Origin of the sequence: Kribbella sp. VKM Ac-2566 (assembly GCF_004366005.1) — a bacterium.
In the GTDB taxonomy this organism is placed as follows: Bacteria; Actinomycetota; Actinomycetes; order Propionibacteriales; family Kribbellaceae; genus Kribbella; species Kribbella pratensis.
Genome location: NZ_SODT01000011.1, coordinates 1 through 21,448, shown reverse-complemented (window position 1 = coordinate 21,448; position 21,448 = coordinate 1). Strand labels below are relative to the sequence as shown.

Below are 21,448 nucleotides of genomic sequence, written 5' to 3'. Positions count from 1 at the left end.
CAACTGCCTACTTGTGCCGGCGTGCCAACCAGGCCATGGCGCCGGCACCGAGTACCACGGCTCCGCCGACTGCGGCGGTCGCCTTCGGGTGGCGCTTGCCCGTCGCGGGCAGACCCTGCATCGCACTGGGCACCTGCTTCATCATCTGACCGGTGCGCCCCGCAGCGCCCTTCATCATCTGACCGGTCTGGCCCGCGGCACCCGACATGCGGTGGCCGGCGCTCGACGCGGTCTCCTTCATCCGGTGCGGAACGTTCAGCCGCCGGGTGAGTTCCTGGACCGTATCGGCGAGGTGCTGCCGGGTGTACTCGAGATCCTCGCGGAGCGTCTCGCTCTCGGTCATCGGCTCCCGGTGAGTGGCATTCTTGGTGGTGGTCATGGGGTGCTCTTTCCTTCTGGATGGTGACCCTTGAGCGCTTCCAGGTCCTCGTGCACGCCGTCGACGGCACGTTTCGGGACGGGCGGGGTGGCACGGGAGACGTGCCGCTTGCCGAGCAGTGCGGCGACGCCGGCGATCGCGAACAGCACCGCCGCGACGATCAGCGCCGACAGCCAGGCCGGCAACGCGGTCGCGAGCCCGAGGACCGCCGCCGCGATCAGGACGCCGAGACCGTACAGCGCGATCGCGCCGGCCCCACCGAACAACCCGGCGCCGACGCCCGCCTCCTTGCCCTTCTCCTTGAGCTCGACCTTGGCCAGCTCGATTTCGTCGCGGACCAACTGGCTGAGGTCGGTGGTCGCCTGGCTCACGAGCCCACCGATGTTCGTGTCCTGACCGTTCAGTCGATTCAGTCCGGTCTCACGCCGGACCAGTTCCGGGCGTGTCGTCATGACCGCCTCCCGTACTCGGTTGCCGCACCGGTACCCATACCGCGCGACCGCCACGCAGCCGACCGAGGCTGAAGTGATCTGCGTCACATGATGTCGAGTAATCGCCGGCTGTTCGACGCAGGGGTGAGATCGTCACCCACCAGGAGGAATCATGAACACCGTCGTATCGAAGGACGGCACCACCATCGCCTACGACCGGCGCGGGAACGGGCCGGCGCTCGTTCTCGTCGACGGCGCGCTCTGCTCCCGTGCGCAGGGTCCGATGCCCGACCTCGCCGAGGCACTCGCGGACCGCTTCACCGTCTACAACTACGACCGCCGCGGGCGCGGCGACTCCGGCGACGCGGGCGACTACGCGGTCGAGCGGGAGATCGAGGACCTGGCCGCGGTGATCGAGGCGGCCGGCGGATCGGCGTACGTCTACGGCTCGTCGTCCGGCGCTGCCCTGGCGCTGCGGGCGACGGCGGCCGGGTTGCCGGTCGAGAAGCTGGTCGCGTTCGAGCCGCCGTACGTCGTCGACGACAGCCGCAAGCAGATCCCGCGGAGCTGGGTCGCCGACCTGCAGGCGCTCGAGCCGGGCGACGCGATCAAGTACTTCTTCACGAAGGGGATCGGGCTGCCCGGGATCTTCGTCACGATGATGAAGCTGATGCCGGCCTGGAAGCCGATGAAGGCGATCGCGCACACTCTGCCGTACGACGCGCAGGTGCTCGGGAACAACTGCTTCGGCGACCCGATGGACACCGAGCAGTGGGCGCCGATCGAGCAGCCGGTGCTGGTGGTGAACGGCGGGAAGAGCCCGCAGTGGATGAAGACCTCGACGCGGGCCCTCGCAGCGGCGGTGCCGGGTGCCAAGCACACCGAAGTACCGGGTCAGAACCACGTGATCAAGGCCGCGGCGATCGCGCCGGTGATCGCGGACTTCTGCAGGTGACGGATCCCCAGGCCATCACAATCGCGCCCGCCGGCCCCGCGTGAGCGGGAAGCCGGCGGGCGCGATCAATTGTGATGGCGTGGGCGTCCGCGTTGGTCAGGCGCCGGTGATCAGGGCGCCGGCGCCGGAGCGGGCGGCGTCGAAGCGCGCCTGGGCGTCGGCCCAGTTGACGACGTTCCACCACGCCTTGACGTAGTCGGGCTTCACGTTCTTGTACTGCAGGTAGAACGCGTGCTCCCACATGTCCAGCATCACGATCGGGATCTGCCCGGCCGGCAGGTTGCCCTGCTGGTCGTACAACTGGTGGACGAGCAGCCGCCCGCCGAGCGCGTCCCAGGCGAGGATCGCCCAGCCGGAGCCCTGGATCGTGGTGGCGCTCGCCGTGAAGTTGGACCGGAACCCGTCGAACGAGCCGAAGAAGTTGTCGATCGCGGCACCCAGCTCGCCGTCCGGCTTGTCGCCACCGTCCGGCGACAGGTTCTTCCAGAAGATCGAGTGGTTGACGTGCCCGCCGAGGTTGAAGGCGAGCGACTTCTCCAGCCCGACGATCGCGCCGAAGTCGTCCTTCTCGCGGGCCGCGGCCAGCTTCTCCAGGGTGTCGTTCAGACCCTTCACGTAGGTCGCATGGTGCTTGTCGTGGTGCAGCTCCATGATCTCGCCGGCGATGCTCGGCGCCAGTGCGCCGTAGTCGTAGGGGAGGTCGGGAAGCGTGTACGTGGTCAACTCTGCTCCTTCGTCAGGGCCCCGCGAGGGCCGATATCTCCGATGTCCTGTGTCAGCGGCACCAGCTTGAAACTTCAACCACGGTTGAGGTCAAGACGCCACGCCGACGAGCGTGGTACGTCGGGACCGGTGCCCGATGAGATCGCCTTGACACCCGCGCACCCATCGAACACCTCCCAGCTTCACATACTCCACCTGACGACCCACGGGCGAGTCTCACCCCCGCGGGTGAACGGTTCCCAGCAGCGCACGCAGAGCCTCGGCGAAGGTGTCAGGGTGGTCGACGAAGCCGGTGTGGCCGCCCGGGAAACGGGTCGGCTCGATGCCCAGCCGGTCGGCGAGGGCGGTGGAGGTGCGGTCGCAGAGTTGACCGGTCGACTCCTCGCCGATTCCCACCACGATGTCGACGGCGCGCAGCTTGCCGACGTCGGGGAGCCAGGTGATGGACTCGCGCATCTCGTGGCCGAACCAGAACCGCTCCGTCGCCTCCTGCTCGGGGTCCCGCTCGCCGCCGAACATCATCTCCACGACCTCGTCGGGCAGCTGGATGTTGGCGAGCGCGAAGAACTGCTTCCAGGCGCCGGTCACGTCACCGGCGAGGTAGTCGGCCATCAGCTTCTCCGACCGCACGAGCACCTCGTTCGCGTCCGGGATCAGCCGGTCGAGCGGCGGCTCGTGCGCGATCACGGTCCGGACGACGTCCGGGTGATGCTGGGCCAGCGCGAGCGCGCTCACCGCTCCCCCGCTGGAGCCGAGTACGACGGCCGGCCCGGCGTCCGCGTGCCGGATCAGCGCGGCCAGGTCGTCGGCCCGCTGCTCGGGTCGCGACGTACCGCCCGGGTCGAGCTTGCTCCGCTTCACCCCGCGCGGGTCCAGCGTCAGGACCGTGTAGTCGGGCGCCAGCAGCTCGGCCAGCGGCGCGAACGCGTCCGCGTCCATCGGGGCGCCGACCAGGACCAGCAGCGGTCCTGATCCGCGCACCTCGTAGTACAGCTCAGCGTCGGAAACCTTCAGCGTGTTGTTCATGCCATCTCCACGAACGAGGGTGGCACGAATGGACATCGCTGTCCGTGGGGATCAGGCAGTTGCGTACTGCGGGCGCCCGGCCGGCCGGTAGACCTGGAGCGTCATGCCCGTCGGGAAGGATCGCGACTCCACCAGGTCGAGCGCCAGGTCCGGGCCGCTGTCGGGGAACAGTCGCGTGCCCTGGCCGACGACCACCGGTACGACGAGCAGAACGATCTCGTCGACGAGGTCGTTCTCCAGCAGCCACCGGATCAGGACACCGCTGCCGTGCACCTGCAACTCGCCTCCCGGCCTGGCCTTCAGCTCGCCGACGGCCTCCGCGAGGTCACCGGACAGGACGGTCGTGTCCGACCACGTCGCCTCGGTGAGGGTGTTCGACGCGACGTACTTCGGCTTCGTGTTGAAGGCGTCCGCGATCGGACCGCTGCCCGGAGCGAGCGCACCCCAGTAGCGGGCGAAGATCTCGTATGTCCGCCGGCCGAACAGGAACCCACCGGCGCGCTCGCAGAACTGGTTGACGAACGCCGTTGCCTCACTGTCGAACGCTGCCATCGCCCAGCCGTCGCGCTCGAAGCCCTGCTTGCGGTCAGCCTCCGACGGACCGTTTCCCTGCATCACTCCGTCAACGGAGACCTGCGTGATCGTCGTCAGTTTCATGATCGGGTCTCGAACGCGTCGGAGTCCGGGCCGAAGTCGGCTTCCTCGACAACCCGGCGTACCTCGACCTCGGAGCCGAGGGCCTCGGCCAGCCGGGCGGCCCACTCGATCGCCTCGTCGCGGCTGCGGACCTCGACGACGATCACGCCGCCGATCAGCTCCTTGGTCTCGGCGAACGGGCCGTCGGTGACGGTGCGCTTGCCGGCGTCGACCTTCACCCGCGCGCCGAGCGAGCTGCGGTGCACGCCTTCCGCGAACAGCAGTACGCCGGCCTTCGACAGGTCCTCGACGACCCGTCCGACACCTTCGGCCACCTCCTGCGGCGGCAACTTCCCGGCCTCACTGTCCGTGTCGGCCTTGTTGATGATCATGTAGCGCATCGCTGATGCTCCCTCGTCGTGTCGGTCGAGCTCTTACTCTCACGTCGAGCGGGCCACCACCAGATCGACACCCTGACTTCAGATCATTTCCCGGTCAGCTCGTACAGGCGGCGCGGTGGTGCGCGAGGGCTAGTTCGGCTGGTCGCCGTTGGGGTTGTAGGCGCAGGCGTCGGCGAGGTTCTGGGTCGGGCCGGGGGGCGCGGTGGTGGTTGTGGTGGGCGGCTTGCGTGTGGTGCCGGGCTCGGTCGGCGTGGTGCCGGGCTTGGTCGGCGGGGTGGCGGGCGTCGGGGGCGGGGCGGACTCGAGGGCGTTCTCGACGGTGTCGCGGAGGGCCTGGTAGTCGGGGTGCAGGTACTTCAGGCGGAGCTTGTCGGAGTCGAGCGTGACGTTCGAGACCGTTCCCGACTTCACCTTCAGCGCCAGCTGCACCATCGCGGGCAGCAGCTCCTGCGGTATGTCGGTTCGCAGCAGGTGCTTGCCGGCGCGAGCGATCGCCTTGTACTTCGTGACCAGCGTCTGCGGATCCCCCGCGTCGACGATGCTCTTGATCACGCACCGCTGCCGGACCTGCCGCTGGTCGTCGTCGGCGCCGTACCGCCCGCGGGCGAACCACAGCGCGTGCCGACCGTCGAGGTGCTGGTTCGGTCCCGGCTCGATCCATTCCTTCGGCGGGATGTGCGAACTGCTGACGCCGCCCATCGCGACCCGCTCGTTGACGTTCACCCGGATCCCGCCGAGCGCGTCGACGATCTCCGGGAAGCTCTGCAGGTTGACCTGGAGGTAGTAGTCGAGCTTCAGCCCGATCGCCTCGCCGACGGACTGCTTCACCACGTCCGCGCCCTCGTTGTCGGACGGCCCGAGGATGCCCGGATGCGCGTCCGGGACGTTCTGGTACATCGCGGTCAGCATCCACTCCAGCCGCCCGTCGAGGCTGAGTCCCTCCTTGCCGAAGCCGTTCGGGTAGTACTTGCGCAGCGGCGAGTCCGCCGGGAACGGCATGAACGTCAGGTTCCGCGGCAGTGACACCAGCGCCGTGTTGCCGGTCTTCGTGTCGATGCTCGCGACGATCACCGTGTCGGTCCGCACGCCCTCGCGGCTCGGCGCGTCGTCACCGCCGAGCAGCAGCAGGTTGAGCCGCGGCTTGTCCTCCCACGGATCCTTGACGTTGACCGTCGACGGCCGGGTCGCACTCCTGCTCTCACCCTGCGCCTGGAACACGTCCTGCACCAGCGACCGCTGCGCCAGCACACTCTGTACGCCGATCGCCGCCGGTGCCGCGACCGCGAAACACAGCAGCCCGACGAACGTCGCGCCGAAGGCCCGGCCGCCGGCTCCACCCGTTGCCGGACGCAACGACCGGTGCGAGGCCACGATCACCACGATCCAGCAGCACGCGAGCGCGCCGATCACCACCGAGGTCATCAGCAGCCGGCTCGGTACGACGGCGGCCGCAAGCACCTCGTCCCGCCGGGTGAGACCGACGTACACCCCGAGTCCGACCAGGCCGAGGAAGAGCGTCAGCACGAACGCACCGATCCGCCGGCGCCCGCCGACGATCAGCCCGAGTCCGGGGATCACAGCGCCCAACAGGGTGAACCCCAGCAACTTCGGCATCGACCGCGGCCGCCTCGCCGTCGCGCGCGCACTCCCCATCGGCACCCCTGTCGCCCCGTCGTCCCCTGATTCAAGTGTGCGTCAAGTACCCGCGCCCTTACCTCTTCAGACGTGTTACAGGGTCAATCGGTTGTCAAACGGTCAGATGAGCGCCGTTGAAGCCTTCGTGCTCGATGAGCGTGCGGACCACGGCGGCGATCCGGTCCGGCGGGCTCCACTTGCTGGTGTCGGCCTTTGGCATCGCGCTGCGGTTCGCGGGGGTGTCGATGGTGCCGGGCAGGATGGTGTTCACCCGGACGCCGTCGCGTGCGTACTCCGCGTGCAATGCGTCGGCGAACGCGATCACCCCGGCCTTCGCGGTGATGTACCCGGCCGCCCCGGAGAACGGGCGCAGCGCGGCGCCGCTCGACGTACAAACGATCGATCCACCACCGCCCGCGAGCAGATGCGGCAGGACTCCCTGGGTGATCAGGTACGTAGGACGCAGGTTGAGCCGGAGCTGCGTCTCGAAGTCCTCGGTCGGCGTCTCATGCACCCGGGACCCGGATGCGAAGCCGCCGACGAGGTTGACCAGGGCGGTGAGCGGAGCGTTCTCGTCCGAGGCGGCGAGCGCGACGACGTCCGCCGTACCGGCGGGATCGAAGGGGTCGGCGATCACCGGGTTGAGCGCCGGGTCGGCGCCGAGGCGGGCGAGGGACTCCTCGGACCGCCCGGGTACGACGACCCGCCAGCCGGCCCGCAGGAACTCGGCCGTCACCGCGACCCCGAGCGTGCCGGTGCCACCGGCAACCACGACCGTCTTCGTCATATCCGCGAGCCTAATCGGACTGCGGGGACTAAGTTCATCGGTTGTGCGGATTCTGATGCTGGGTGGGAACGGGTTTGTCGGGCGCGCGGTCGTGGACGACGCGTTGGCGCGGGGCTACGAGGTCACGTCGTTCAGTCGCGGGAAGAGTGGTACGCCGCTCCCCGCAGGCGTGACGCAGCTGATCGGGGATCGCGAGGCGGGCGACTACTCGGCGCTGCGGACCGGCGAGTGGGACGCGGTCGTCGACACGAGCGGCTTCCGGACGCGGGACGTCGATCAGGCGATGGACGTGCTCGGGGACCGCGTCGGGCGGTATGTGTTCATCTCGAGTCACGCGGTCTACGTACGGGATCTGCCGGCCGGGACCGACGAGACCGCACCACGCCGCGAGCCGCTGCGCGACGCCGACGTACTCACGAACGACACGTACGGACCCTGCAAGGTCGCGTGCGAGGACGACGTCGTCGAGCGGTACGGCGATCGCGCGACGCTCGTCCGCCCCGGTCGGGTCACGGGCCCCGGCGACTCGTCCGGTACGGCGCTCTACTGGATCCGGCGCGGCGCCCGTGGAGGCCGCGTCGCGCTCCCGACCAAGCCCGAGGCGCCGCTCCAACTGGTGGACAGCCGCGACGTCGCCGGCCTGATCACGCGGCTCGTCGCGGACGACCGCGCCGGCGCCTACAACGCGACCGGTCCCGACTCCACCATCGCGGAACTGATCCACACCGCGGCCGAACTGTCCGGCAGCACCGTCGACATCGTCCCCGTCCCGTTCGACGCCGTACCGCGCCGTTTCCCCCTCATCGACCCCGAGTCCGAATGGGGTGAACGTCGCCGCAACCCAGCCAAGGCCCGCGCCGTCGGCATGCCCGTCACTCCGCTGCGCCGAACCGTCGCCGACGTCCTCCAGTGGGACCACGACCGAGGCACCCCACCCCTCACGATCGGCCTCACCCCCGAAGCCGAAGCAGCCCTCCTCACCCACCACAATTTGCCTGGCTAACCCACCAATTTGCCTGGCTGACCCAGCAAATCGGGGGTTCTGCACCGTGGTTCCGGGTGTAGAACCCCTCATTTCGCTGGCTGACCCACCAAATGGGGAGAGGTTACTCCGGGAGCGCCAACGTCCGGCCGGCGTCTCGGGCGGCGTTGATGGATCGGGTGAGGGTGTCCTTGAGGGCGCCGGCCTCGTCGGTGAAGCCCTGTACGACGGACGTGTCGCCGACGGGTTCGGTGCGGGCGAGCAGCTCGATGTAGCGGTCGCCGTCGTCCAGCGCGGCCTCGGCGCGTAACGCGGCGTCGGCGGAGCGGACGCGGTCGGCGTACCGGTCCAGCAGATCCACCTTGCGCCTGATCGCGTCCACCGAGAGCGCGAGGGCACGACGCTGCGGTCCGAGTACGGCGTCGAGCTCAGCGGTCGCCATTCCGCGCGCGACGTCCTGCTGTCTGGCCCGCAGTACCGTCTGCTCGCGGAGCACCTGCGCGATGTCCCACAACTGCTCCGGCAGGACGAGCTCGTTCTGTACGTCGTCCAGCAGGCCACGCCGGGTAACTGTTGCCTCAAGCACCGTTTTCACGGCCCGCTGCGCCCGTGTGAGCAGCCGCGCGGCCGGCTCGTCGAAGTCCTCCGGCAGAAGGTACTTCCCGTGCTGGAGGCGGACCGCCTTGTGCCCGCGGTCCTCGACCGCCGACTTCACCAGGATCCCGCCGGTCGCGAGCGCCGCGACCCCGGCGAGCGCGACCGAGCCCCACGCCGCTACCGCGGTCGGCAGCGTCGCCGCCATGATGATGAGCGCCAGGATCCACCCGCCGACACACACCGCGATCCACACGAGCAACGTCCCGAACGTGTTGCCCGGCGCGACCGACCAGGACGTCTGCCGCTTCGGCCGCGGCGCGTCGGCCGCCACGAACAACTCCGGCCGGTGCTCGTACAACCGCCGCACGCCAACAGGCACACCCGGCGCGAACACAGGCTCCATCGCCACCTCCGGAGAAGTCGTCAGCACTCAGCGTAGCCGGGAAGCGAGACCATCCAGGAAGACCGAAAGGCCGAACTCGAACAACTGGTCCAGGTCGTACTCGTAGTCGAAGCCGTCGGCCAGCAGCTCCTGGAAGCCCGTCAGGTTCCCGGCCGCGATCATCGCCGCCAACTGGTCGCCCTGCCGGGTAGCCCATTCGTCCGCGGTGACCCCGGTGTCCTGCTCGGCCTGTGCCTCGGACTCCATCACCAACGCGATCCCCCGCACGTACGCGAACAGGCTGATCACCGTCGACAACGCCGCGCCCTTCTCCAACCCGCGCAACGCCCGCAGCACCGCGTCCGTGTGCGGCAGCAACCGCGGCACCAGCTGCGGCCGGCTGAGACTGATCGCACTCGCCATCCAGAGATGCCGCCGGTACGCCGCCCAGTGCACCCGCGCCACTGCCGTCACCGCATCCCGCCAGTACGCCGGAATCTCGCCGAGCGGAAACTCTCCGAGCGCCGCATCCACCATCTGCACGACCAGGGCGTCCTTGCCACCGACGTACCGGTAGAGCGCCATCGTCGACACCCCGAGCTCGGCCGCGATCCGCCGCATCGACAACGCCGCCAGCCCCTCGGCGTCCGCGATCGCGATCCCCATTCGCACGACCTCGTCGCGATTGAGGTCCGGCACTCCATCGGGTGCAATCGCCGTACGCCGGGAACGCGGCGGCGGACCGACCACGGTCCCGACCCCCGGCGCGGGATGCACCAGCTGGTCGGCCTGCAGCACCTGCAACGCCTTCGTCGCGGTCGCCATCGCCACTCCGAAGTCACGGACCAACGCCCGCGTCGACGGCACCCGATCCCCCGGCAACAGCTCCCCGGCCTCGATCCGCCGCCGCAACTCGGCCGCGATCACCTGGTACGGCGCTCCACTCATACGTCTCCTTCAACTAGTGCGCGTACATCGTAAGCGCACTACCTCGCCGCCAGACGCCGTCAGACACCCCTCAACCGTGTCAAGATTGGCCGCATGCTGCGCGAACTGCACCTCACCGGCAACCCGGATGCCGACAAGTTGCTCAACGACGACCCGTTCGCCTTGCTGGTCGGCATGCTCCTCGACCAGCAGTACCCGATGGAGCACGCCTTCTCCGGTCCGCTGAAGATCGCGAACCGGATGGACGGTTTCGACCTGCACAAGATCGCCGCGACCGACCTGGAGACGTTCGTCGAACTCTGCGTCACCCCGCCGGCGATCCACCGGTACGGTGGCTCGATGGCCCGCCGGGTGCACGCCCTCGCGCAGGAGATCATCGAGAAGTACGACGGTGAGACCGCCAACATCTGGCTCTCCGGCCGCCCGAAGCCCGACGGCGCCGAGGTGCTGAAGCGTCTGAAGGCGCTGCCCGGATTCGGCGAGCAGAAAGCGAAGATCTTCCTGGCCCTGCTCGGCAAGCAGCGCGGCGTAGCGCCGAAGGGCTGGCGTGAGGCCGCGGGCAGCTACGGCGACCGCGGCTCCCGCCGCTCCATCGCCGACGTCACCGACGCCGCGTCGCTCGCCGAGGTCCGCTCCTTCAAGAAGGCCGCAAAGGCAGCCGCCAAGGAACCCGCCGGCGCCTGACCGCTCGCGCTTTTGCCGCGACACTCGGGCCCGACCTGTTGCAACCCGCCGCGGGATGTCCCTTGTACTCCACGCGATTCCCTGCGAAGTCCGCCGTACCGGCCTATGCTCCTTAAGGCGATGGGAGGAGCGCGGATGGATATCCGGGATCTGGATCGCAGGGCCGGCGCGGTGCTCGGGGAAGTCGTGATGCAGGTACGGCCCGAACACCTGTGGTTTCCCACCCCGTGCCCCGACTGGACGGTGCGTGGCCTGATGCGCCATCTGGTCAGCCAGAACGAGGGCCTCGCCGCGGCCGCGCTGAACGGCTCGGCCTCTGTGCACGTCTGGACCGGCGGTCGCCTCGGCGACAACCCGGCCGGCGCCTATCGCCGCTCGAACGTGCGGGTCGCGGACGCGTTCGCCGACGGCGGCGCGCTGGACCGGCTGGTGGAGGTCCGCGAGTTCGGCTCGTTCCCCCGCCGGATCGCGCTGACCTTCCACCAGCTCGACTGCATCGTGCACGCCTGGGACCTGGCCCGCGCGATCGACGTCCCGTACAACCCGCCGCCGGACATGGTCGAGATGGCGCTCACCCTGGCCCGCCGGATCCCCGACACCGATGCGAACCGCGGCGCCGGCTACGCGTTCGAACGCAGCGTCAAGGTCTCCGGCACGGCCCCCGACCTCGACCAGCTACTCGGCCTCCTCGGCCGCAACCCGGAGTGGGTCAGCCCGCTGGACTGAGTAGTCGGGCAGGTCGATCGCGTCCGGCTTCGCGACGGCCGACTTCGCGAGTACGCCGGCCAGCAGCCGCGACGTCATCACCCGCAGCACGAAGTCCCGGTACGCGATCCCGAACCGGCTCATCGGCATCGCCATCTTGATCCCGCCCGGCGGCAGCTCCATCCGCTGCTCGACGTACGCCTGCATCCGGTTCTGGTACGCCGGGAACGCGCGGACGTGATCGCCCTGCGCAGCGGCCAACTCGCCCGCGAGCACGTACGCGCCGACGAGTGAGAGCGCCGTACCGTGGCCGGCCATCGGTGAACCGCAGTACCCGGCGTCACCGACCAGCGCGACCCGGCCGCGGGACCATTCCGGCACCTCGACCCGGCTGATGGTGTCGAAGTAGAAGTCGTCGGCCGCGTCCAGCCCGTTGAGGATCTGCGGGGTGTGCCAGCCGAGCCCCTCGTAGCGCGACCGCACCAGCTGCTTCTGCGCCTCCAGATCACGCCGGTCGTACGTGAGCACCGGCGACCGGAAGCTCAAGAGGGCCTTCGCGAACCGCGGATCGCGATCCGGACGCAGGCCGACCCAGCGCCCGCCCGGAGCGGTGTAGAGCTTCATCCAATGGTCCAGGTCCTCGGGCGCCTCGACTGTGAAGTACGAGGTGTAGCCGCCGAGGTGGTGCACGAACTGCTCCTCCGGCCCGAACGCGAGCCGCCGTACCCGCGAATGCACCCCGTCCGCGCCGATGACGAGATCGAACCGCCGTCGCGTCCCGCTCGCGAACGTCACGTCGACGCCGCTCGCATCCTGCGTCAGTTCGGCGACCGAGTCGCCGTACAGGTACTCCACTTCGCTCGTCGCGTCGGCGAGGATCCCGGCGAGGTCGCCGCGGAGGATCTCGATCTCCGCGACCGGCCCGGCGCCGTCGAGCAGTTCCGCGGGCATCGCCGCGGCCTGCCGCCCGTCGCCCTTCACGTACGCGAGCCCGCGCTCGTGCAGCTGCCGCTCGGCGACGGCCGGCATCAGCCCCATCCGCTCGGCCACCACGCGCGACACCCCGCGCAGGTCCACGGTCTGCCCACCCGGCCGCGGCGCCGACGCGATCTCGACCACCGTCGGCGCGAACCCGAACCGCCGCAACCAGAACGCCAGCGCCGGACCCGCAATCCCACCACCGGAAATCAGCACAGTCTTCATATCCCAGCTCCCATTCACTAGTGCGCGTACGCTGTACACGGTGCACTAGGTGAAGGGAATGCCGCCAGCGCGCACTAGTGCACCGGTTGTTGGTGCACTAGGCGCGGACCGCTCCCACTCACCAACCTCGGTCAGCCGCCCTCCGACGCCCCACGCTGAGCGTGAGGCCGTCGACCGCGAGCTGGTTGGTGAGTGGCTGAGGTCCGCCTCAGAGCGCGAGAGCGAGCCGGGTCGCTTGCTCGATGGCTCGTTTCGCGTCGAGCTCGGCGGCTACGTCCGCTCCGCCGATCAGGTGGACCGGACGGCCAGTGGCTCGGAGTACCTCGGCGAGGTCGCGGACCGGTTCCTGGCCGGCGCAGACGACGACCGTGTCGACGGCGAGCACGCGCGCCTTCTCGCGTTTCGGGCCGAACGTGACGTGCAGGCCTTCGTCGTCGATGCGTTCGTAGTTCACGCCACGCAACTGCTCGACCTGCTTGTTCTTCAACGCCGCCCGATGCACCCACCCGGTCGTCTTGCCGAGCCCGGCGCCGATCTTCCCCGCCTTGCGCTGCAGGAGATACACCTTGCGCAGCGACGGTTCCGGCCGCGGTACGGCGAGCGCACCCCGGAGCAACGTCGGATCACCGACACCCCACTCCGCCTTCCACGCGGCGAGATCCGGCGACGTGGTGGTCAGGAACTCGCTGACATCCACCCCGATCCCGCCGGCCCCGATCACCGCGACCGTGTCCCCGACCGGTTGACGTTCGCGGACAACCTCGACGTACGAAAGGACCTTGGGGTGATCGATGCCGGGGATCGCGGGCACTCGCGGTACGACGCCGGTCGCGAGCACGATCTCGTCGAACCCGGCCAGGTCGTCGACCCCGGCGCGGCGGCCGAGGTGCAGCTTGACGCCGGTCAGTTCGAGCCGCCGCCGGTAGTACCTGATCGTCTCGGCGAACTCCTCCTTGCCCGGGATCTGCTGCGCGATCCCGAACTGTCCGCCGATCTCCGCATCCGCCTCGAACAGCTCCACGTGATGCCCGCGCTCGGCCGCCGTCACCGCCGCAGCGAGACCAGCCGGGCCGGCCCCGACGACAGCGATGCTCTTGGTACGCCGGGTCGGGAGCAACTGCAGTTCGGTCTCGCGAGCGGCCCGCGGGTTGACCATGCAGCTCGCCTTCTTCTTCGCGAACACATGATCCAGACACGCCTGATTGCAGGCGATGCAGACGTTGATCTCGTCGGCCCGGTCGGTCGTTGCCTTCAGCACCCACTCCGGATCGGCCAGGAACGGGCGGGCCATGCTGACCAGGTCGGCGTCACCACGGGCGAGAACCTCTTCGGCGACCTGCGGGAGGTTGATCCGGTTCGACGTGACGACCGGGATCTTGACGTGCGGCTTGAACGCCGCGGTCACGCTGGTGAACGCAGCTCGGGGCACGGACGTGACGATCGTCGGGACCCGCGCCTCGTGCCAGCCGATCCCGGTGTTGATGATCGACGCCCCGGCCGTCTCAATCTCCTTGCCCAGAGCAACCACGTCGTCCCAGGTCTGCCCACCCTCGACCAGGTCGGCCATCGACAGCCGGTAGATGATCAGGAAGTCGTCGCCGACCCGTTCCCGGGTCCGCCGGACGATCTCCACCGCGAGCCGGCGACGGTTCTCCGGGCTGCCGCCCCAGCGGTCGGTCCGCTTGTTCGTGCGCTCGGACAGGAACTGGTTGATGAAGTACCCCTCGGACCCCATGATCTCGACGCCGTCGTACCCGGCCTCGCGGGCGAGCGCTGCGCAGTCGACGTACGCCTCGATCTGCTTGCGGACGCCGCGATCGGACAGGGCGCGGGGCTTGAACGGGTTGATCGGGGCCTTCAGTGCGGAGGCGGAGACGCTGAACGGGTGGTACGAGTACCGGCCGGCGTGCAGGATCTGGAGCGCGATCCGGCTGCCCTCGGCGTGCACGGCATCGGTGAGCAGGCGATGCTTCCGGGCCTGTCGCCGGTTGACGAGGGTCGATCCGAAGGGTGTCAGCCAGCCGGTGCGGTTCGGCGCGTAGCCACCGGTCACCATCAGGCCGACGCCACCGCGAGCACGCTCGGCGAAGTACGCCGCCAGCTTGGGCAGATCGCTCAACCGATCCTCGAGCCCGGTGTGCATCGACCCCATGATCACCCGGTTCGGCAGGACCACATGGCCGAGATCGAGCGGCTCCAGCACGTGTGGATAAGAACTCACTTGTTGTCCTTCCGGAGGGCGTCGATCACTTCGTCGCACCAGGCGACGAAGGACTCCTCGGCGCGGACCCCGCCGCGCAGTACGAGGTACTGGTGCAACTCGCGGCCGCGCAGGCCGGACGGCTTCGGGAAGTCCCGCTTCTGGATCCCGCGGTACACCTCGAGTCGCGTCGCGTGCTCGGCCCGGTGCCGCTCGATCTCCTTCAGCACGAGTTCGACCGACCCGAGCGAGGCGCCGCGCAACTTCACCCCGAGGCCGTCCCGCAGTACGGCGGGATCCTCCGGCTCGGCCAGCCAGCGTGACAACTCCGCACGCCCGGCCGCCGCGACCCGGTACACCTTCTTGTCCGGGCGTCCGTCCTGGGCGATCTCCGTGTGCTTGACCCAGCCCGCCTCGTCCATCCGGCGCAGCACCCGGTAGATCTGCTGATGCGTGGCCGGCCAGAAGTACCCGATCGACCGGTCGAACCGCCGGGCCAACTCGTACCCGGACCCGGCCCGCTCGGTCAGCGAGACCAGAATCGCGTGCTCCAGCGCCATGACCCGAGGCTACCTATGCAACCAGTTGCACTGCACCTGATTGCATCCCAGGTCACACCACTTGCCCGAACAAGCCTTGCCCGCTTTGAGAGAATGGTTGCAGACGCCATCTATCCCGGAGCGGAGCATCATGAACCACCCGACCAAGACGACGTTGCCCGGCATCGGCGTGCGGTACGACCTGGTCACCGAGACCGGAAAGCACGTCTCGGTGGTGGTGCACAACGACGGGCGGCGGTTCCTCGGCTTCCACAATCCCGAGGACGACGACGAGTGCCAGGCCAGCGTCCCCTTGGGTCAGGGCGAGGCGGCCGCGCTCGCGCAGCTGCTGATCCCGGAGCAGCTCGACCCGGTCCGCGGCGAGATCGAGATCGACCTGGTCACGGAGCACATCCCGATCACCGCCAAGTCGCCGTACTCCGGCCGGACGCTCGGCGACACCCAGGCACGCAGCCGCACCGGCGCGTCGATCGTCGCGGTACTGCGGCGTACCGGGGCGATCCCGTCGCCGACGCCGGACTTCCGGTTCGCGACCGGCGACACCCTGGTGGTCGTCGGCACCCGTGAGGGTGTCGACGCCGTGGCCGATCTGATCGCGGGCGGCTGAGCATGCACGAGAACATCACTGCCCTGCTGATCGAGTTGGGCGCGGTCATCCTTGCCTTGGGCATCCTCGGCCGGATCGCCGGCCGCCTCGGATTCTCGCCGATTCCCCTTTATCTGCTGGCCGGCCTGGCGTTCGGGCACGGCGGGTTGTTGCCCTTGGCGGCGAGCGAGGAGTTCGTCGCCACCGGCGCCGAGATCGGCGTGATCCTGCTGCTGTTGCTGCTCGGGCTCGAGTACACGGCCTCCGATCTCGTCAGCACGCTGAAGACGCAGTACATCTCCGGAGCGGTCGACTTCCTGCTGAACGCTTTGCCCGGCGCGGCCGTCGCGTTGCTGCTCGGCTGGGGTCCGGTCGCGGCAGTTGCACTCGCCGGTGTCACCTGGATCTCGTCGTCCGGCGTGATCGCGAAGGTCGTCGGAGATCTCGGTCGGCTGGGTAATCGGGAAACGCCGGTGATCCTGGGGATCCTGGTGCTCGAGGACCTGTCGATGGCGGTCTACCTGCCGATTCTCACCGCGCTGCTGGCCGGCGTCGGGCTGGCCGGCGGGAGCATCACGCTGCTGATCTCGCTCGGGACGGTCAGCGTGGTGCTGTTCATCGCGCTCCGGTACGGGCGTGTCATCAGCCGGGCCGTTTCCTCGGACAACCCGGAGATGCTGCTGCTCGTCGTCCTCGGCCTCACACTGCTCGTCGCGGGAATCGCACAACAGTTGCAGGTGTCGGCCGCGGTCGGCGCGTTCCTGGTCGGTATCGCGTTGTCCGGCGAGGTCGCCCACGGCGCCCGGAACCTGCTCAGTCCGCTGCGTGACCTGTTCGCCGCGGTGTTCTTCGTGTTCTTCGGGTTGAGCACCGATCCGGCGAAGATCCCGCCGGTGCTGGCGATCGCGTTCGGGCTGGCGATCCTCACCGCGTTCACCAAGATCATCACCGGCTGGTACGCCGCTCGGCGTGCGGGCATCTCGACCGCGGGTCGCTGGCGCGCGGGCGGGACGCTGGTCGCGCGCGGCGAGTTCTCGATCGTCATCGCCGGTCTCGCGGTCGGTGTCGAACCGAAGCTCGGTCCGCTGGCCACGGCGTACGTGCTGATCCTGGTCATCCTCGGCCCGGTTGCGGCCCGCTACACCGAGCCGCTCGCGCGCCGACTCACCCGCAAACCCACCAAACCGACGGAACCGACCGATGTCACTGCCGTCGAGCGCTTGGACGACACCGCCCACACAGCCGGCTGACCCGGCGGTCCTCTGACCCGTAAGCGGACTTGGCCGACGTTCTCGGTCGTCAGCGCACCCGGGTGCCGTTGGCGGCTTGTGCGACGGTCTCGGCGATCCGGCGTTCCCGCGTCTCCGGGCGCTTCGCGAGGGTGATCCACTCGAGGATCGTCCGGCGGGCCGACGGCGGGAAGGCCCGGAAGTTCTCGTCCGCTCGCGGGTCGGCCGCCAGCGCGGCCCGCAGGTCGGGCGGGACGATCAGGTTCTGCGCGTCGGCGAGCAGATCCCACGTCCCGGTGCGCCGAGCGTGCGCCACGAGCTCCTCGCCCGCCGGCATCATCAGCCCCGCCGCGGTCAGCCGCTCGACCCGCTCGCGGTTCACCTTGCTCCAGGTGCTCCGCGGGTTCCGCGGCGTGAAGCACTGGTACGTCGTCCGCTCGTCGCGCCGGATCGTCTTGCTGTCGATCCACCCAAAGCACAGCGCATGCTCGACCGCAGCTTTCAGGTTGAGGCCGGTCGCCTCGCGATGCACGACGAGCCAGACCGACCGTTCACTCCGCCCGTTGGCGGTCAGCCAGCCGCGCCACTCGTCGACATCCGCGCAATTCAGAGCCTCGATCTCGTTCATGAAACCAGCATGCGCCGGATAAGTGCTCATCCAGTGAGCAGTTTTTCTCCGCGTTCGTGATCGAGCAGCGCCTGCTTGCGTTCGATGCCGCCGCCGTACCCGGTGAGGTTGCCGGTCGAGCCGACCAGCCGGTGGCACGGCACGATGATGCTGATCGGGTTCTTCCCGTTCGCCAGCCCGACCGCCCGAGCCGATCCCGGCTTCAGGCCGAGCATTTCAGCAAGACCGCCGTACGTCGTGGTCGTGCCGTACGGGATGTCCTGGAGTGCGACCCAGACGTCACGCTGGAACGGCGTACCGACGAGGTGCAGCGGTACGTCGAAGGTCGTGCGGCCGTGATGGAAGTACTCGTCCAACTGCTCGGCCACCGCGGGGAGGACCGCGTCGTCGCGATCACCGAAGCCCGCCTGCTCCGGGCGGTAGCGCTGCTGGTCCATGTACAGCCCGGTCAACTCGCCCGCATCGGTCCCCACGAGCGTGAGCGGACCGAGCGGGCTGTCGACGACGGCGTACGTCACCGGGTGGACTCCCACTGCGCGCGGTCGATCCGGTAGAGCACATGCCGCTGCAGCCGGTGGCCCTCCTCGATGCGCGGGTGGTCGAAGTCACCGGGCTCGTCGTGCACCATGCCGATCCGCTGCATGACGCGCTGCGACGGCAGATTCGTGGTCGTGGTGAACGAGACGACCGCCTCCAGCCCGGCCGGCCCGAAGCCGTGGGCCAGCGCCGCGCGGGCCGCCTCGGTCGCGTAGCCGTTGCCCCAGGCACCCTTCGCGAGCCGCCAGCCGATCTCCACAGCCGGCATGAAGTGCGCCTCGAAGCTCGGCACCGACAGGCCGGTGAACCCGATGAACTCACCGGTGTCCCGCACCTCCACCGCCCACAGCCCCCACCCGCGCTCCTCGATGGCGGGGATCTGCCGGTCGATCAGGGAGTCGCTCTGCTCACGCTTCTGCAGAGCCGGGAAGTGCTCCATCACCGCCGGGTCCGCATTCAGCGCCGCGAACGGCTCCCGATCGGAGTCGCGCCAATTGCGCAGCAGCAGCCGGTCCGTGATCAGTTCGGTCATTCGTCACTCCGTGGGGATCTTGTTGATCGCATGGTCGCCGGTGGCCCACAGGTACTGCACGGCGTACGCACGCCAAGGCCGCCACGCGCGGGCGTGGTCGGTCAGGAGCTTGGGGGCCTCGGACAAGCCTAGGTCACGCGCGGCGTACCGGATGCCCAGATCGCTGGCCACGAAGGCATCCGGGTCACCGAGCGCGCGCATCGCGATCGACTCCACCGTCCACGGCCCGATCCCGGGCAGCGCGGCCAGTTGCTCGCGCGCACGATCCCAGTCGGCGCCGGCGCCCAGGTCGATCTCACCGCGCGCGAGCGTCGCGATCAGCGTGGTGAGCGTCGTACGGCGAGACTTCGGGAACGCCAGCGTCTCCGGGTCGAGCTCCGCGAGCGCCTGCATCGTCGGGAACAGATGCGTGAGCCCGCCTGCCGCGTCCTCGATCGGCTCGCCGTGCTGCACGACCAGGCGGTGCGCGTGCGTCCGTGCCGCTGCCGTCGACACCTGCTGGCCGAGCACCGCCCGTACGGCGAACTCCTCGCCGTCGACCGTGTGCGGGACCCGGCGGCCGGGCGCCTTCGCGATCAGCGGAGCGAGTACGGGATCGGTGCTGAGCAAGTCGTCGACGGCGACCGGGTCCGCGTCGAGGTCGAGCATCCGGCGGCACCGGCTGATCGCGATCGCGAGATCGCGCTGATCGGTGAGTGAGAGCTGGCAGGCGATGTGGTCCGGCATCGGCCGCAGGGCGACGACACCGTGTCCGTGCGGGAGCCGCAGCGTGCGACGGTAGTGGCCGTCGCGCCACTCCTCCACACCCGGTACGCCGGTCGCGATCAGGTGACCGAACAGGTTGTCGGGTGTCAACGGTGCGCGGAACGGGAGCCGGAGCGAGATCGTTCCGGGCGTGGCAGACGTCGTACCGCGGCGGGCTCGGCGGCGCAGCTCCGTCGGCGCGAGCGCGAAGACCTCCTGCACGGTTTCGTTGAAGGTCCGCACGCTGGAGAACCCGGCGGCGAACGCCACGTCCGCCATCTGCAGCTCACTCGTCTCGATGAGCAACCGGGCGGTCTGTGCACGTTGCGCCCGAGCAAGCGCGAGCGGGCCCGCGCCGAGCTCGGCCTGGAGCTGGCGTTGCACCTGGCGAACGCTGTACCCGAGCTGACCGGCCAGCCCCGGTACGCCGTCGCGGTCGACGACGCCGTCCGCGATCAGACGCATCGCCCGGGCGACCAGGTCGGCGCGGTCGTTCCACTCGGGTGAGCCCGGGCTCGCATCGGGACGGCACCGCTTGCAGGCGCGGAACCCGGCCTGCTGGGCGGCCGCGGCGCTCGGGTAGAACCGCATGTTCTCGACCTTCGGCGGCACCACCGGACAGCTCGGCCGGCAGTAGATCTTGGTGGTCAGGACCGCCGTGAAGAACCACCCGTCGAACCGCGCGTCCTTGGACTGCACCGCCCGGATGCATCGCTCCCTACACTCGTACACACCCTCCAGCATCCCTGCCCCCACCGACAGTTCCTAGCGGTTTTACGACATCGAAGTGAGGCGGTCGCGGTTTTGCGACGCGAGGATCCGGTGGCCGATTCTCGCCAGCTTCGCCGTCGTCGTGCCGCTGAAGTTGAAGGCATGAACGAACTACTTGGCAAGAAGGCCCTCGTCACCGGTGGCAGCCGCGGGATCGGCGCGGCGACCGCCGTCGCACTGGCGGAGCGTGGTGCGGATGTCGCGATCACCTACAACTCGTCCGCGGACGCCGCGGCTTCGGTGGTGAAGGAGATCGAGGCACTCGGGCGACGCGGGTTCGCCTATGCGGTCGACTCGGGTGACGCGGTGGCGGTCGGTGACGGCGTACGGCGGGCTGCGGAAACCCTTGGTGGGTTGGACATCCTGATCAACAACGCCGGCGTCGGTGCGATCGCTCCGATCACCGACCTCTCGTTGGAGGACGTCGACCGGGTGATCGCGGTCAATGTCCGCGGGGCCTATGTGGCCGCGCAGGCCGCCGTACCGCACCTGTCCGACGGCGCCCGGATGATCCACCTCGGCAGCTGCGTGACGGGGCGGGTGCCCGGGCCGGGCATGACGCTGTACGCGATGAGCAAATCCGCGATGACCGGCCTGAGCAAGAGCCTCGCCCGCGAACTCGGACCACGCGGCATCACGTCCAACGTCGTCCACCCCGGCCCGATCGACACCGACATGAACCCGTCCGACGGCCCCTTCGCCGCCGCCCAACTCACCAACCTGTCCCTCCCCCGCTTCGGCACCCCCACCGAGGTAGCAGCCGCCATCACGTACCTGGCCGGCCCGAACGCGTCGTACATCACCGGCACCGCCCTGACCATCGACGGCGGCCACACCGCCTGACGTACACAAGAACGGGTAGTGCACCGCCGCAGCCCGCACCACGGACCTACTGCACCGCGCGCCCGACCGCCAGCCCGCTCACCCGCGGCCCCTCCCACCCCCCGCACTACCCGTTCGTCCGCACACCCCCAACCCCAGCCACCGCCTCCGTGCTCGCGTCACCCCACCACGCCAACACGACGGGATATCCCCCGCGTTATGGGTTCTCTGCTCTTACACGAGGGGAGAACCCTGCACGCGAGGGGATAACCGGGTCTCCTGTCTGATGTGTGGGTCAGGTGCGGCCTGGGAGGGGTGGTCGGTAGCCGCCGAGGGTGAGCATGGTCAAGGCGATGAGGGCTTGT

The 21,448-nt window shown here is 69.3% G+C and carries 24 protein-coding genes; 7 read left to right on the top strand and 17 right to left on the bottom strand.

From position 1 onward, the window contains the following. Positions 1–7: 7 nt before the first annotated feature. Complete coding sequence (locus EV647_RS22745; RefSeq protein ID WP_134006114.1) at positions 8–379, bottom strand: DUF3618 domain-containing protein; 372 nt, start codon at positions 377–379, stop codon at positions 8–10. Further along, complete coding sequence (locus EV647_RS22740) at positions 376–831, bottom strand: phage holin family protein (protein WP_134006112.1); 456 nt, start codon at positions 829–831, stop codon at positions 376–378. The genes EV647_RS22745 and EV647_RS22740 overlap by 4 nt, the downstream gene beginning before the upstream one ends. Before the next feature lie 151 nt (positions 832–982). On the opposite strand from EV647_RS22740, the gene EV647_RS22735 reads away from it, so the two are divergent. Beyond that, positions 983–1,765, top strand: coding sequence for an alpha/beta fold hydrolase (locus EV647_RS22735; RefSeq protein WP_134006110.1), 783 nt, complete (start codon positions 983–985; stop codon positions 1,763–1,765). Positions 1,766–1,861: 96 nt separating this feature from the next. Here EV647_RS22735 and EV647_RS22730 read toward each other — a convergent pair whose 3' ends face one another. The 6 genes from EV647_RS22730 to EV647_RS22705 form a co-directional block, all read right to left on the bottom strand. Next, positions 1,862–2,488, bottom strand: a complete 627-nt coding sequence (locus tag EV647_RS22730) for a superoxide dismutase (protein ID WP_134006108.1) — start codon at positions 2,486–2,488, stop codon at positions 1,862–1,864. A 216-nt stretch (positions 2,489–2,704) separates the two neighbouring features. After that, a complete protein-coding gene (locus EV647_RS22725) occupies positions 2,705–3,514 on the bottom strand; it encodes an alpha/beta fold hydrolase (protein WP_134006106.1) in 810 nt (269 codons plus the stop codon). A 51-nt stretch (positions 3,515–3,565) separates the two neighbouring features. Then, positions 3,566–4,171 (bottom strand): dihydrofolate reductase family protein, encoded by a 606-nt coding sequence (locus tag EV647_RS22720; protein WP_134006104.1) that lies wholly within the window; start codon positions 4,169–4,171, stop codon positions 3,566–3,568. Beyond that, positions 4,168–4,551, bottom strand: coding sequence for a YciI family protein (locus EV647_RS22715; protein ID WP_134006102.1), 384 nt, complete (start codon positions 4,549–4,551; stop codon positions 4,168–4,170). The genes EV647_RS22720 and EV647_RS22715 overlap by 4 nt, the downstream gene beginning before the upstream one ends. Before the next feature lie 129 nt (positions 4,552–4,680). Next, the gene (locus tag EV647_RS22710) at positions 4,681–6,165 is read right to left on the bottom strand and encodes an LCP family protein (protein WP_238177348.1); all 1,485 of its coding nucleotides are present in this window, start codon (positions 6,163–6,165) and stop codon (positions 4,681–4,683) included. A gap of 133 nt (positions 6,166–6,298) precedes the next feature. Next, positions 6,299–6,973 carry an SDR family NAD(P)-dependent oxidoreductase gene (locus EV647_RS22705; protein WP_134006100.1) on the bottom strand — a complete coding sequence of 225 codons (675 nt, stop codon included), beginning with the start codon at positions 6,971–6,973 and terminating at the stop codon, positions 6,299–6,301. Positions 6,974–7,016: 43 nt separating this feature from the next. On the opposite strand from EV647_RS22705, the gene EV647_RS22700 reads away from it, so the two are divergent. Next, a complete protein-coding gene (locus tag EV647_RS22700; RefSeq protein WP_134006098.1) occupies positions 7,017–7,976 on the top strand; it encodes an NAD-dependent epimerase/dehydratase family protein in 960 nt (319 codons plus the stop codon). 103 nt (positions 7,977–8,079) lie between these two features. On the opposite strand, the gene EV647_RS22695 is transcribed toward EV647_RS22700, so the two are convergent. Both EV647_RS22695 and EV647_RS22690 read right to left on the bottom strand, forming a co-directional pair. Continuing rightward, positions 8,080–8,955: a hypothetical protein gene (locus EV647_RS22695; protein ID WP_238177347.1), complete on the bottom strand. Its 876-nt coding sequence runs from the start codon at positions 8,953–8,955 to the stop codon at positions 8,080–8,082. A 27-nt stretch (positions 8,956–8,982) separates the two neighbouring features. After that, positions 8,983–9,882: a GntR family transcriptional regulator gene (locus EV647_RS22690; RefSeq protein WP_134006096.1), complete on the bottom strand. Its 900-nt coding sequence runs from the start codon at positions 9,880–9,882 to the stop codon at positions 8,983–8,985. A 93-nt stretch (positions 9,883–9,975) separates the two neighbouring features. Between EV647_RS22690 and EV647_RS22685 the strand changes: the two genes are divergently transcribed. Further along, positions 9,976–10,566: an HhH-GPD-type base excision DNA repair protein gene (locus tag EV647_RS22685; RefSeq protein ID WP_134006094.1), complete on the top strand. Its 591-nt coding sequence runs from the start codon at positions 9,976–9,978 to the stop codon at positions 10,564–10,566. Between the two features lie 135 nt (positions 10,567–10,701). Then, a complete protein-coding gene (locus EV647_RS22680; RefSeq protein ID WP_134006092.1) occupies positions 10,702–11,292 on the top strand; it encodes a TIGR03086 family metal-binding protein in 591 nt (196 codons plus the stop codon). On the opposite strand, the gene EV647_RS22675 is transcribed toward EV647_RS22680, so the two are convergent. From EV647_RS22675 to EV647_RS43525, 3 genes are all read right to left on the bottom strand, one after another. Further along, positions 11,242–12,474: an FAD-dependent monooxygenase gene (locus EV647_RS22675; protein WP_134006090.1), complete on the bottom strand. Its 1,233-nt coding sequence runs from the start codon at positions 12,472–12,474 to the stop codon at positions 11,242–11,244. The two genes, EV647_RS22680 and EV647_RS22675, sit on opposite strands and share 51 nt — an antisense overlap. Before the next feature lie 208 nt (positions 12,475–12,682). Then, on the bottom strand, positions 12,683–14,695 hold the full coding sequence (locus EV647_RS22670) for an NADPH-dependent 2,4-dienoyl-CoA reductase (protein ID WP_134006088.1): 2,013 nt from the start codon (positions 14,693–14,695) through the stop codon (positions 12,683–12,685). Further along, the gene (locus tag EV647_RS43525) at positions 14,692–15,234 is read right to left on the bottom strand and encodes a PadR family transcriptional regulator (RefSeq protein WP_134006086.1); all 543 of its coding nucleotides are present in this window, start codon (positions 15,232–15,234) and stop codon (positions 14,692–14,694) included. Before EV647_RS43525 ends, EV647_RS22670 begins: the two co-directional genes overlap by 4 nt. A gap of 130 nt (positions 15,235–15,364) precedes the next feature. Between EV647_RS43525 and EV647_RS22660 the strand changes: the two genes are divergently transcribed. Together EV647_RS22660 and EV647_RS22655 are read left to right on the top strand one after the other, a co-directional pair. Then, positions 15,365–15,841 (top strand): cation:proton antiporter regulatory subunit, encoded by a 477-nt coding sequence (locus tag EV647_RS22660; RefSeq protein ID WP_134006084.1) that lies wholly within the window; start codon positions 15,365–15,367, stop codon positions 15,839–15,841. Between the two features lie 2 nt (positions 15,842–15,843). Then, on the top strand, positions 15,844–17,070 hold the full coding sequence (locus EV647_RS22655) for a cation:proton antiporter (RefSeq protein WP_134006082.1): 1,227 nt from the start codon (positions 15,844–15,846) through the stop codon (positions 17,068–17,070). Positions 17,071–17,119: 49 nt separating this feature from the next. On the opposite strand, the gene EV647_RS22650 is transcribed toward EV647_RS22655, so the two are convergent. From EV647_RS22650 to EV647_RS22635, 4 genes are read right to left on the bottom strand one after another with little or no spacing between them, the layout of a single operon-like run. Further along, entirely contained in the window at positions 17,120–17,677 is a 558-nt protein-coding gene (locus EV647_RS22650; RefSeq protein ID WP_134006080.1) for a YdeI family protein, read from the bottom strand. Between the two features lie 26 nt (positions 17,678–17,703). Next, on the bottom strand, positions 17,704–18,195 hold the full coding sequence (locus tag EV647_RS22645) for a methylated-DNA--[protein]-cysteine S-methyltransferase (RefSeq protein WP_134006078.1): 492 nt from the start codon (positions 18,193–18,195) through the stop codon (positions 17,704–17,706). Further along, positions 18,192–18,746, bottom strand: a complete 555-nt coding sequence (locus EV647_RS22640) for a GNAT family N-acetyltransferase (protein WP_134006076.1) — start codon at positions 18,744–18,746, stop codon at positions 18,192–18,194. The genes EV647_RS22645 and EV647_RS22640 overlap by 4 nt, the downstream gene beginning before the upstream one ends. A 3-nt stretch (positions 18,747–18,749) precedes the next feature. Next, the gene (locus tag EV647_RS22635) at positions 18,750–20,222 is read right to left on the bottom strand and encodes an AlkA N-terminal domain-containing protein (protein ID WP_134006074.1); all 1,473 of its coding nucleotides are present in this window, start codon (positions 20,220–20,222) and stop codon (positions 18,750–18,752) included. Positions 20,223–20,363: 141 nt separating this feature from the next. Here EV647_RS22635 and EV647_RS22630 point away from each other — a divergent pair, with 141 nt between their 5' ends. Beyond that, positions 20,364–21,104, top strand: coding sequence for an SDR family NAD(P)-dependent oxidoreductase (locus tag EV647_RS22630; protein WP_134006072.1), 741 nt, complete (start codon positions 20,364–20,366; stop codon positions 21,102–21,104). Positions 21,105–21,448: the final 344 nt, after the last annotated feature.